The organism is Streptomyces sp. NPDC006384, assembly GCF_042870695.1.
Classification (GTDB): domain Bacteria; phylum Actinomycetota; class Actinomycetes; order Streptomycetales; family Streptomycetaceae; genus Streptomyces.
The window spans coordinates 28,810-40,720 of record NZ_JBIAHR010000020.1; the positions used below are offsets into that span (position 1 = coordinate 28,810).

Below are 11,911 nucleotides of genomic sequence, written 5' to 3' on the forward strand. Positions count from 1 at the left end.
ACCGCACCATGGCTGACCAGTCCATCCCGGAGGCCCGCACCCACGGAACGACGCCCGGGGCACCCGCCGGAACCGGCCCGCACGACACCGGCGACGCCGCCCCGCGCGAAGGCGTCTCACGGCGCCGGCTCCTCGGCACCGCCGGCGCCACCGGGCTCGTGCTCGGCGCGGCCGGCGCCGCCGCGGGATACACCGCCGCACCCTCCTCCACGGCCGCACCACTCACCTCGCTGGGCAGCGGGCAGGTGATGTTCCACGGGAAACACCAGCCCGGCATCACCACCCCGATGCAGGCCCGCGGCCACCTCGTCGCCTTCGACCTCAAGCCCGGCGCCGGACGCAAGGAGGCCGCCGCGCTGCTGCGCCGCTGGTCCGACACCGCACGCCGCCTGATGGCGGGCGAACCGGCCGGAACCGGTGACACGGACGTGGCCCGGGACGCGGGACCCTCCTCCCTCACCGTCACCTTCGGCCTCGGACACAGCTTCTTCGGCCGGACCGGGCTGGAGAAACAGCGCCCGGCCGCCCTCGACCCCCTGCCCGACTTCTCCTCCGACCACCTCGACAAGAACCGCAGCAACGGCGACCTGTGGGTGCAGATCGGCGCCGACGACGCCCTGGTCGCCTTCCACGCCCTGCGCGCGATCCAGCGGGACGCCGGCGCGGCCGCCCGCATCCGCTGGCAGATGAACGGCTTCAACCGTTCACCGGGCGCCACCGCCCACCCCATGACCACCCGCAACCTCATGGGCCAGGTCGACGGCACCCGCAACCCCAAGCCTGCCGACCCCGGCTTCGACCGGCACGTCTTCGTCCCCGAGCAGGGCGAGCCCGCCTGGATGGCGAACGGCTCCTACGTCGTCGTACGCCGCATCCGCATGCTCCTGGACGACTGGGAGAAACTCTCCGTCAAGGCCCAGGAGGCCGTCATCGGACGCCGCAAGTCCGACGGCGCCCCCCTGACCGGGGGCACCGAGACCACCGAGATGGACCTGGAGAAGACGGACCGCGCCGGGAAACTCGTCGTCCCGCTCAACGCGCACGCCCGCATCACCCGCCCCGACCAGAACGGCGGCGCCACCCTGCTGCGCCGCCCGTTCTCCTACCACGACGGCTTCGACGCCGACGGCGTCCCCGACGCGGGGCTCCTGTTCGTCTGCTGGCAGGCCGACCCCCTGCGCGGCTTCGTGCCGGTGCAGCGGAAACTGGACCGCGGGGACGCGCTGTCGCCGTTCATCCGGCACGAGGCCAGCGGCCTGTTCGCCGTGCCGGGCGGCGCGGCGAAGGGGGAGTACGTGGGACAGCGGCTGCTGGAGGGATGACCCCGGCCTCCCGCCACCGCCCGCGTCGCCCCGTGGCGCGGTACTCCGTGGCGCGCCCACCCCGTGGAGTGGTGGTCCGCGAAGGCGTGCGCCGGGCCGGACGGGGCCCATTAGGGTGATCCCATGCCCGCCAGTTACGCGTATCTCGGCCCCGAAGGCACGTTCACCGAAGTCGCCCTGCGCACCCTGCCGGAGGCGGCCACCAGGGAACTCGTCCCCTACGTGTCCGTCCAGTCCGCGCTCGACGCGGTGCGCGTCGGCGAGGCCGAGGCCGCCTTCGTGCCGATCGAGAACTCGGTCGAGGGCGGTGTCACCACCACCCTGGACGAACTGGTCGCCGGCCAGCCGCTGATGATCTACCGCGAGGTGCTGCTGTCGATCACCTTCGCGCTGCTGGTCCGCCCCGGCACCGCGCTGTCGGACATCAAGACGGTCACCGCCCACCCCGTCGCCCAGCCCCAGGTACGCAACTGGCTCAGGACACACCTGCCCGACGCCGTCTGGGAGTCGTCCGCCTCCAACGCGGACGGCGCCCGCCTCGTGCAGGAGGGCCGCTACGACGCCGCCTTCGCCGGCGAGTTCGCCGCCGAACGGTACGGGCTGGAGGTGCTGGAGGCCGGGATCCACGACGCCGAGAACGCCCAGACGCGATTCGTGCTCGTGGGCCGCCCCGCCCGGCCCGCGGCGCCGACCGGCGCGGACAAGACGTCCGTCGTGCTGTGGCAGCGGGACGACCACCCCGGCGCGCTGCGCGATCTGCTCGGCGAGTTCGCCACCCGGGGCATCAACCTGATGCTGCTCCAGTCCCGGCCCACCGGAGCCGGCATCGGCAACTACTGCTTCTGCATCGACGCCGAGGGCCACATCTCCGACCGGCGGGTGGCCGAGGCCCTGATGGGTCTGAAGCGGATCTGTCCCCAGGTGCGCTTCCTGGGGTCGTACCCGCGCGCGGGGGTCGATCCCTCGGACGTGGACGCGCCCCTGCGGGGCACCTCCGACGAGGCCTTCACCGCTGCGGCCGACTGGGTCGCGCGATGCCAGGACGGCCGGTTCTGACCAGCCATATCTGCTGACGTCAGTTATCCACAGAAGTTATCCACAGGTCAGCTTCTCGACCTGGGGACAAGTCGACATCGAAGCGTATTCGATCGACAAATCCGCCTACAGTCGCCTTCTTCGCCCACAGGCCCCCAGGTCACCCTCCGTCCACTCGCTTCTCACCCCCCATCCTCCGGAGTGACCCGTTTCCACTCGAAAGTGGGCGGCGCGGGGGTTTAGGGCGGGAATTCTTCGTCCTACATACCCCTTGGCGCCCCATTTGGCATGCCCGTTCCTGAGTCCACAGAACTTTCGCACAGCCTGTGGATAACTTTCCCGAACCATGAGCCCCTGTGGACAACCGGCCGCCCAAGTGCCGTCATCCACAAGGAAGTCCGGCCATCCGGCACCGGATCCCGAACCGCTCCAGGACGGGCCCGGCTTTTCCCCGAGAAACGGGGACGAGCCGGAGGCAGGCCGGAGACGAGCCGGAACAGAAGGTGCTATTCCTCCCATAGCGGGCCCGCGGGACGCGGCAGGCGAATAGTGAGTCGTGAGCCGTCACCGCGCACCGGTAGCCTTGACCACGTGATTGACCTTCGCCTGCTCCGTGAGGACCCCGACCGTGTGCGCGCGTCGCAGCGCGCCCGTGGAGAGGACGTCGCGCTCGTCGACTCCCTCCTGTCCGCCGACGAGCGGCGCAGGTCGTCCGGCGTCCGCTTCGACGAGCTGCGCGCCGAGCAGAAGGGCCTCGGCAAGCTCATCGGCAAGGCCACCGGGGACGAGAAGGCCGAGCTGCTGAAGCGCGCGAGCCGGCTCGCCGCCGACGTCAAGGCCGCCGACGCCGAGCGTGACGCCGCCGACGCCGAGACCCAGGAGCTGCTCCAGCGGCTCGGCAACCTCGTCCACCCCGACGTCCCCGTCGGCGGCGAGGAGGACTTCGTCACGCTGGAGACGCACGGCACGCACCGCGACTTCGCCGCCGAGGGCTTCGAGCCCCGCGACCACCTCGAACTGGGCCAGCTGCTCGGCGCCATCGACGTCGAGCGCGGCGCCAAGGTCTCCGGCTCGCGCTTCTACTTCCTGACCGGCGTCGGCGCGCTGCTGGAGCTCGCCCTCGTCAACGCGGCGATCGCCCAGGCCACGGCGGCCGGCTTCACGCCGATGCTGACCCCGGCGCTGGTGCGCCCGCAGTCCATGGCCGGCACCGGCTTCCTCGGCCAGGCCGCCCAGGACGTCTACCACCTCGACAAGGACGACCTGTACCTCGTCGGCACGTCCGAGGTGCCGCTCGCCGCGTACCACATGGACGAGATCATCGACGCCGACCGGCTGCCGCTGCGCTACGCCGGTTTCTCGCCCTGCTTCCGCCGCGAGGCCGGCTCGCACGGCAAGGACACCCGGGGCATCTTCCGCGTGCACCAGTTCGACAAGGTCGAGATGTTCTCCTACGTCCTCCCCGAGGACTCGCAGGCCGAGCACCAGCGCCTGCTGGAGTGGGAGAAGCAGTGGCTGACGTCGCTGGAGCTGCCGTTCCGCGTCATCGACGTCGCCTCCGCCGACCTCGGCGCCTCCGCCTCGCGCAAGTTCGACTGCGAGGCGTGGATCCCGACGCAGGGCAAGTACCGCGAGCTGACCTCGACGTCGGACTGCACCGAGTTCCAGTCCCGCCGCCTGTCGATCCGCGTGCGCGAGGACAAGAAGGTGCGCCCGCTGGCGACGCTCAACGGCACGCTGTGCGCCGTACCGCGCACCATCGTGGCGCTCCTGGAGAACCACCAGCAGGCCGACGGGTCGGTGCGCGTGCCCGAGGTGCTGCGCCCCTACCTCGGCGGCCGGGAGGTCCTGGAGCCGGTGGCGAAGTGAGTGCCGCCGGTTCCGCCGAGGGGTCCGGCGCCGCGTCCGCCGGGGGCTTCCCGTACCGGCTGATCGCGACCGACCTGGACGGCACGCTGCTGCGCAGCGACGACACGGTCTCGTCGCGCACCCGTGAGGCGCTCACCGCGGCCACCGCGGCGGGCGCGACCCACATCGTGGTCACCGGGCGCGCGGTGCCGTGGACCCGGCACATCCTGGACGAACTCGGCTACGAGGGGCTGGCGGTCTGTGGGCAGGGCGCGCAGGTCTACCACGCCGGCGAGCACCGGCTGCTGACCTCGGTCACGCTGGACCGGCAGCTGGCCGGGGTGGCGCTGGCGAAGATCGAGGCGGAGACCGGCCCGCTGTACCTGGCGGCGAGCCGGGACGGCCTGGACGGCGACGTCCTGGTCGGTCCGGGCTACGAGGTCGGGGGCGACCTCCCGGCGCTCCCGTTCACCGACGCCTCCGACCTGTGGTCGGCGCCGCTGAACAAGATCTACATTCAGCATCCGACCCTCTCGGACGACGAGCTGGCCGAGGTGGCCCGGCAGACCGCGGGCGGCTTCGTCACGGTCACCATGGCCGGCGCGGGCATCGTCGAGCTGCTCCCCCTCGGCCTGTCGAAGGCCACGGGGCTGTCGCTGGCGGCCCGCCGTCTCGGGCTGAAGGCCGCGGACACGATCGCCTTCGGCGACATGCCCAACGACATCCCGATGTTCGGCTGGGCCGCCCGGGGCGTGGCGATGGCCAACGCCCACGAGGAGCTGAAGGCCGTGGCCGACGAGGTGACGTCCTCGAACGACGAGGACGGCATCGCCGTGGTGCTGGAGCGGCTGGCGGTCTGACACACGGACGCCGCCCCCGGGTACGTGTGCCGGGGGCGGCGGTCGCGTGTCACGGTCCGGGCGGCGCCGGCGTCCCCGTCGGTCGGCCCACGCGAGGGATCCCGCGTGCTCGAAGCGGCCGCCGATCCGCCGGCGCCGCCCGGCCTCGTGCATCCCCCACAGTGCCGGTACGGCAAGCCGGACGCCACCGATTAAAAGCGGACGTACGGCACCCCGCCGACGGCCCTCTTGCGGCTCACTCCTCCCCGGCGAGCGTGAGTGTCCGCAGTTTCCGGCCCGCGAACCAGGTCGCGAGCACCGTGGCCGCGACCAGCAGCACCGTCGCGGTCGGCAGGCCCACGTCGGAGGTCACCAGGTTGCCGTCGGCGACCTTCTGGGCCACGGCCAGCGACCACTGCTGGACGCTCAGGGTGCGGGCGCCGGGCACCAGGGAGCCGAACAGGGCCTCCCAGACGAGGGCGTAGACCAGTCCGAGGACCACCGCGTGCCGGGAGACCGTGCCCAGCAGCAGGAAGAGCGCGGCGTAGGCGATGGAGGCGACCAGCGCGGCGATCGTGTAGGCGACGGCGACCTGCTGGCCGTTGCCGTTGAGGATCAGTCCGGCGAGCAGCGTGGGCACGGCCGAGAAGACCATGGTCACGGCGATGGCGACGATCAGCTTGGTGAAGATGATCGCCGGGCGCTTGACGGGCTTGGAGAGCAGGTACACGACCGAGCCGTCGTCGATCTCGGGGCCGATGGCCCCGGTGCCGGCGATGACTCCGATGATCGGCACCATGGTGGCGAGCGCGAAACCGCCGAGCACGTCGGCCGCCGTCTGGTCGTCGGCACCGGTGAGGAACCGCACCGCCCCGGCGATGACGAGCAGCAGCAGGGGGAGCGCGCCGAGGATGAGGGCCCGGCGGCGGCCGAGCAGGGCCCGGTAGGTGAGCCGGGCGACTGTGGGGTCGTACATTCTTCGGCCTCCTACGCCGCGACGAGATACGAGAAGACGGACTCGAGGGACTCGTCGGACGGCGAGACCGTGAGCAGCCGGATGCCGTGGTCGCGGGCGACCCTGGGCAACAGCGCCGTGAACCGGCCGAAGTCGACCGCCTGGATGCGCAGCGCCCCCTCGGCGAGGTCGACCTCGATGCCGGACGTCGACGGGTCGGCGATCAGCGCGGCCGCGAGCGCCCGGTCGTCGCTGGAGCGCACCAGGTAGCGGTGCGGCCGGTCGGTCATCAGGCGGCGGATCCTGCGGAAGTCTCCGCTGGCCGCGTGGCGTCCGGCGACGACGACCTCGATGTGCCGGGCGAGCTGTTCGACCTCTTCGAGGATGTGGGAGGAGAACAGCACCGTGCGGCCCTCGTCGCCCATGCGGCGCAGCAGGTCCATCAGCTGCATGCGCTGGCGCGGGTCCATGCCGTTGAACGGCTCGTCGAGCAGGAGGAGGGAGGGGTTGTGGACGAGGGCGCTCGCCATCTTCACGCGCTGCCGCATGCCCTTGGAGTAGGTGGCGATCCTGCGGTCCTGCGCGTACTCCATCTCGACGGTGGCGAGGGCCTGCTGGGCCGCTCTGGTGCCGAGGCCGTGCAGTTCGGCGTTGGCGAGGACGAACTCGCGGCCGGTGAGGAAGTCGTACATCGCCTCGCGTTCGGGGACGATGCCGATGTGCCTGTAGACGGCCTCGTTGCGCCAGACCGGCTGTCCGTCGAGGGTGACCGAGCCGGTGGAGGGGGCGAGGAAGCCGCCCATCATGTTGATGAGGGTGGACTTGCCGGCGCCGTTGGGGCCGAGGAGGCCGGTGACGCCGGGGCCGATCGTCATGGTGATGTCGTTGACGGCGACCACGTTGCCGAACCAGCGGGAGACGTGGTCGAGGGAGAGAGTGCTCATGGGCGCAGCCCGTTCCTCGGGAGGGTGGTGGCGGGCGACAGGTCCGGCGTGGTCACAGTCCCACCTTCTTGTAGCGGCGCAGGAGCAGGCCGTAGGCGCCGGTGATCAGGCCCAGGGTGACGAGGACGTACACGACGCCCTCCGCGTTGCTCGGGCCGGTCCCGCCGGGGAAGGCGGACGTGGCGCCCAGGAAGGCGGACTGCACCCCGTCGATGAGGGTGATCGGGGAGAACAGGCCGATCCAGGCGATGGATCCGGAGCTGTCCTGGACGTCCGCGATGGCCTGGAGCGTGGAGACCGCGCCGTAGCTGATGGTCAGGACCGCGATGACGGCCGCGATGCCGAAGCCGCGGCGGGGGGTGACCGAGGCGATGACGAGGCCGATGCCGGCGAAGAGCAGTGAGAGCAGTGCCACGGAGACGAGTCCCTGTGCGAATCCTTCTGTCTGGTCGGCGAAGTCGAGCTTGGCGAGCAGCGCGCCCGTGTAGAGCACGAGCAGGGGCGCGGCGGTGAGGAGGAACAGCGCCGAGGCCAGTGCCGCGTACTTGGCGCGGACGTAGTCGGACGTCTCGATGGGCCGTGAGAAGTAGAGCGGCACGGTCTTGAAGCGCAGGTCGCGCGAGACGGACTGGGGTGCCTGCGAGGCGACGTAGAGACTGATGACGGCTTGCATGACGATCGCGTAGCGCGTGTAGTCCAGGGGCAGTTCGTCCGCCTTGGTGGCCACCGCGACGGCGACCATGATGCCCGCGGGCAGGCACATCACCACGAGGAGCAGCATGGGCAGGACCTTGGACCTGACCGAGCGGCCGAGGCCGTAGGAACCGCGCAGGGACTGCGAGTAGAGGGAGCGGCGGGCGTAGGCGCGGCCGAGGCGGGGGCCGTCGTAGCCGCGGTAGCCGATGTCGTGGATGCGGGCCCGGTCGCCCGGCGTCGTGGCCGGTGCCGGCAGGGGCTGTTCAGTCGCCATGGCCGACCGCCTCCTTCTGCGCTGCGTCGCTGTCCTTGAAGACCTCCGCGATGTGGTGCCGTCGCTGCTCCATGCGCACCAGGCCGAGGCCGAGGTCCGCGATGACGTCCCGGACCAGGTCGTACGTCTCGTCGCCCGATGCGCTGAGCAGCAGGACGTGGCCGGCGCCGGGCAGGCCGCTGCCGTCCTGGACGGTCACTCCGCGCGCGTGGAGCGCGTCGCGCACCGCGCGGGTGCCGTCGGGGTGCTCGTCGGTGTCGGTGACCTCGATGGCGAGGGTCGTCGTGTTCTGGGTGAAGTCGGTGGTGGAGCTGGAGCGCAGCAGCTTTCCGCCGTCGACGACGACCACGTGGTCGCAGGTGCGTTCCAGCTCGCCGAGCAGGTGGGAGGTGACCAGGACGGAGATGCCGAAGTCGGTGTGGACGCGGCGGATGAGGCCGAGCATCTCGTCACGGCCCACCGGGTCGAGGCCGTTGGTCGGCTCGTCGAGGAAGACCAGTTGCGGGTCGTGGACGAGGGCCTGCGCGAGTTTCACCCGCTGCTTCATGCCGGTCGAGTAGCCGCCGATGGGGCGGTAGCGCTCCTCGTGCAGACCGACGTGGCGCAGGGTGTCGGCGGTGCGTTCGCGGGCGGCGGTGGGCGGCAGGCCGGACATGCGTGCCATGTGGACGACGAACTCGGTGGCCGAGACGTCGGGTGGCAGGCAGTCGTGCTCCGGCATGTAGCCGACCCGCTCGCGGATGTCGGCGCCCTTGGTGGCGACGTCGAGCCCGAGCACCTCGGCCCGGCCCTCGGTGGCGGGGGACAGACCCAGCAGGATCTTGATCAGAGTCGACTTGCCGGCGCCGTTGGCGCCGACGAGTCCGGTCACACCGGGTCCGATGTCCACGGAGAGCCGGTCGAGCGCGGTCACCCGGGGGTACCGCTTGCTCAGGCTTTCGGTCGCGATCACAGTCACCCGCACGACAGTAGTGACGCCCGCCACCGCGGTCGTCAGACCGGAGAGCCGTCTTGGCGTCAGACTCGAGTAGTAGGGGCCCGTAGGGGGCGCCGTACCCGAGGGCTTCGGGAGCGCCGCGCCCCGGTGTTGACGGCGGGTCTAACAACTGGGAGATTCGGCGGCGTCACGGTCCGGGCGGGCGGCGGAGGAGCGGATGACGGTGCTGGACGGTGCTCGGGAACGCCGGGTGCGCACGGACGGGGTCGAGCTGTGCGTGGCCGAACTGGGCGAGACGGGGCGGCCGGTGGTCGTCCTGGTGCACGGCTATCCGGACAGCAAGGAGGTCTGGTCGAAGGTGGCGGCCCGCCTCGCCGACCGGTTCCACGTGGTGCTCTACGACGTCCGCGGCCACGGCCGGTCCAGTGCGCCGAGCCCGCTGCGCGGCGGGTTCACCCTGGCGAAGCTGACGGACGACTTCCTGGCCGTGGTGGACGCGGTCAGCCCCGGGCGTCCCGTGCACCTGGTCGGTCACGACTGGGGGTCGGTGCAGTCCTGGGAGTTCGTCACGGTCGGGCGCACCGAGGGCCGGATCGCCTCCTTCACCTCGCTGTCCGGTCCGTCCCTCGACCACTTCGGTCACTGGATCGGCGAACGCGTCAAGAAGCCCACCCCGCGCCGGGTGGGCCAGCTCCTCGGCCAGGGCGCCAAGTCCTGGTACGTGTACCTGCTGCACACCCCGGTACTGCCGGAACTGGCCTGGCGCGGTCCGCTCGGCAGGCTCTGGCCCGGGATCCTGCGCCGGGCCGAGAAGGTGCCGGACGACGGCTATCCGACCCCGTCCCTGCCGAGGGACGCCGCGCACGGGGCCTGGCTGTACCGGGACAACGTCCGGTCCCGGCTGCGCCACCCGCGCGACGACGCCCACGCGCACGCTCCCGTCCAGCTCATCACGCCGCTCGGCGACGCGTTCCTGTCGGAGCACCTCTACGACGGGCTGGAGCGGTGGGTGCCGCGGCTGACCCGCCGCACGCTGCCCGCCAGGCACTGGGTGCCGCGCACCCGGCCCGACCGGCTGGCGGACTGGATCACGGAGTTCGTCACCACCGTCGAGAGCGGCGGCACCGAGGTGGCGGCGACCGGCAGGCACGCCGACCGCTTCGGGGGACAACTGGTCCTGGTCACCGGCGCCGGCGGCGGTATCGGCCGGGCGACGGCGCTGGCCTTCGCCGAGGCCGGTGCGCGGGTGGTGGCCGCCGACCGGGACGCGGGAGCGGCGGCCCGCACCGCGGAGCTGTCCCGGCTGGCCGGTGCCCCCGAGGCCTGGGCCGAGACCGTGGACGTCTCCGACGGGCGGGCCATGGAGGAGCTCGCGGACAAGGTCACCGCGGAGTACGGCGTGGTGGACGTCCTCGTGAACAACGCGGGGATCGCGCTGTCGGGCTCCTTCTTCGACACCACCCCGGACGACTGGAAGAAGGTCCTCGACGTCAATCTCTGGGGGGTGATCCACGGCTGCCGCCTCTTCGGCCGGCGGATGACCGAGCGCGGGCAGGGGGGCCACATCGTCAACGTCGCGTCGGCGGCGGCCTTCCAGCCCTCCCGGGCGCTGCCCGCCTACAGTTCCTCCAAAGCGGCCGTGCTGATGCTCAGCGAGTGCCTGCGCGCGGAACTGGCCGGCCAGGGGATCGGCGTCACGGCGGTCTGCCCCGGTCCCGTCGACACCGGCATCACCTCGACGGCGCGGTTCGTGGGGGTCGGCGCGGACGAGGAGAAGCGGATGCGGCGGCGCGCCGCCCTGCTGTACGGGATGCGCAACTACCCGGCGGAGAAGGTCGCCGGCGCGATCCTGGAGGCGGTGGTGCACGACCGCGCCGTCGTGCCCGTCACCCCCGAGGCACGCGGCGCCCACCTCATGTCCCGTTTCCTCCCGCGGGCGTCGCGCCGGCTCGCCCGGGTGTCACCGCCGCTCCGGTCCCCGAAGCGCGAGTGACCGGCAGAGGCACCGGCACGCCGGTGGCGGCGGATGTTTCACGTGAAACCCGCGGCGGTGTTTCACGGGGAACCGGAGCGGCCGCATAGGCTCGCCGGCATGAGTCTGCGACTGAGCACCGTGATCCTCCCGTACCTCCGCTGGCACGACGGCGGTCGTTCGGCCTGGACCCGCGCGGAGCAGCTCGGCTTCCACGCCGCCTACACCTACGACCATCTTTCCTGGCGCAGCTTCCGGGACGGTCCGTGGTTCGGTGCCGTGCCGACGCTCACCGCCGCCGCGGCGGCGACCGACCGGATGCGCCTGGGCACCCTGGTGACCTCGCCGAACTTCCGGCATCCGGTGACCCTCGCCAAGGAACTGATCTCCCTCGACGACATCTCCGGCGGCCGGATCACCCTCGGCATAGGAGCGGGGGGCACCGGCTTCGACGCCACCGCGCTCGGCCAGGAGCCGTGGACGCCGCGCGAGCGGGCCGACCGGTTCGCCGAGTTCCTCCAGCTGCTCGACCGGCTGCTCACGGAGGAGGCGGTGTCGTACCAGGGTGACTTCTACGCGGCGCACGAGGCCCGCAACGTCCCCGGCTGCGTGCAGCGGCCCCGGCTGCCGTTCGCGGTGGCCGCCACCGGTCCGCGCGGGATGCGGCTGGCCGCGCGGTACGGGCAGGCGTGGGTGACCACCGGTGACCCGAAGCTCTTCGAGGACGGCACCCCGGAGCAGTCCCTCCGGGCGCTGCGCGGGCAGGCCGAGAAACTGGCCGACGCCTGCGCCGCGATCGGCCGTGACGCGGGGGAGCTGGACAAGGTGCTGCTCACCGGCTTCACCCCGGACCGCGGCCGGCCGCTGGAGTCCGTGGACGCGTTCGTGGACTTCGCGGGCCGGCACCGGGAGCTGGGTTTCACCGAGATCGTCGTGCACTGGCCGATCCCCGGCTCGGACTTCACGGCGGACGAGAAGGTCTTCGAGGAGATCGCCATGGAGGCCCCGTCGCAGCTGCGGTGACCGGCGTGCCGGGGGCTGCGGCAGGGCGGTCGGTGGGCCCCGGGAGAGCCGTGTCTCACAGATGTG

10 protein-coding genes are annotated in these 11,911 nt (G+C 71.9%); 6 read left to right on the forward strand and 4 right to left on the reverse strand.

All coding sequences use genetic code 11. From position 1 onward, the window contains the following. Window positions 1-8 precede the first annotated feature (8 nt). The 4 genes from efeB to ACFYOJ_RS25205 all read left to right on the forward strand — a co-directional run bounded on the left by efeB (window position 9) and on the right by ACFYOJ_RS25205 (window position 5,065). Complete coding sequence (gene efeB / locus ACFYOJ_RS25190; protein ID WP_356554136.1) at window positions 9-1,322, forward strand: iron uptake transporter deferrochelatase/peroxidase subunit; 1,314 nt, start codon at window positions 9-11, stop codon at window positions 1,320-1,322. Between the two features lie 123 nt (window positions 1,323-1,445). Continuing rightward, window positions 1,446-2,378, forward strand: coding sequence for a prephenate dehydratase (pheA, locus tag ACFYOJ_RS25195; protein ID WP_356554138.1), 933 nt, complete (start codon window positions 1,446-1,448; stop codon window positions 2,376-2,378). 570 nt (window positions 2,379-2,948) lie between these two features. Continuing rightward, entirely contained in the window at window positions 2,949-4,226 is a 1,278-nt protein-coding gene (serS, locus tag ACFYOJ_RS25200) for a serine--tRNA ligase (RefSeq protein ID WP_356554140.1), read from the forward strand. After that, complete coding sequence (locus tag ACFYOJ_RS25205; RefSeq protein WP_356554141.1) at window positions 4,223-5,065, forward strand: HAD family hydrolase; 843 nt, start codon at window positions 4,223-4,225, stop codon at window positions 5,063-5,065. The genes serS and ACFYOJ_RS25205 overlap by 4 nt, the downstream gene beginning before the upstream one ends. A 235-nt stretch (window positions 5,066-5,300) precedes the next feature. Here the strand turns inward: ACFYOJ_RS25205 and ACFYOJ_RS25210 are convergent, their stop codons facing one another. The 4 genes from ACFYOJ_RS25210 to ACFYOJ_RS25225 are packed head-to-tail and all read right to left on the reverse strand — an operon-like array spanning window position 5,301 to window position 8,865. Then, window positions 5,301-6,020: an ABC transporter permease gene (locus ACFYOJ_RS25210; protein WP_356554143.1), complete on the reverse strand. Its 720-nt coding sequence runs from the start codon at window positions 6,018-6,020 to the stop codon at window positions 5,301-5,303. 11 nt (window positions 6,021-6,031) lie between these two features. Continuing rightward, the gene (locus ACFYOJ_RS25215; protein ID WP_356554145.1) at window positions 6,032-6,943 is read right to left on the reverse strand and encodes an ABC transporter ATP-binding protein; all 912 of its coding nucleotides are present in this window, start codon (window positions 6,941-6,943) and stop codon (window positions 6,032-6,034) included. Between the two features lie 52 nt (window positions 6,944-6,995). Further along, window positions 6,996-7,913 (reverse strand): ABC transporter permease, encoded by a 918-nt coding sequence (locus ACFYOJ_RS25220; RefSeq protein ID WP_356554146.1) that lies wholly within the window; start codon window positions 7,911-7,913, stop codon window positions 6,996-6,998. Beyond that, the gene (locus tag ACFYOJ_RS25225; protein WP_356554315.1) at window positions 7,903-8,865 is read right to left on the reverse strand and encodes an ABC transporter ATP-binding protein; all 963 of its coding nucleotides are present in this window, start codon (window positions 8,863-8,865) and stop codon (window positions 7,903-7,905) included. Before ACFYOJ_RS25225 ends, ACFYOJ_RS25220 begins: the two co-directional genes overlap by 11 nt. A gap of 202 nt (window positions 8,866-9,067) precedes the next feature. Here ACFYOJ_RS25225 and ACFYOJ_RS25230 point away from each other — a divergent pair, with 202 nt between their 5' ends. Next, entirely contained in the window at window positions 9,068-10,843 is a 1,776-nt protein-coding gene (locus ACFYOJ_RS25230; RefSeq protein ID WP_356554148.1) for an SDR family oxidoreductase, read from the forward strand. Between the two features lie 99 nt (window positions 10,844-10,942). Next, window positions 10,943-11,845, forward strand: a complete 903-nt coding sequence (locus ACFYOJ_RS25235) for an LLM class flavin-dependent oxidoreductase (protein WP_356554149.1) — start codon at window positions 10,943-10,945, stop codon at window positions 11,843-11,845. Window positions 11,846-11,911 lie beyond the last annotated feature (66 nt).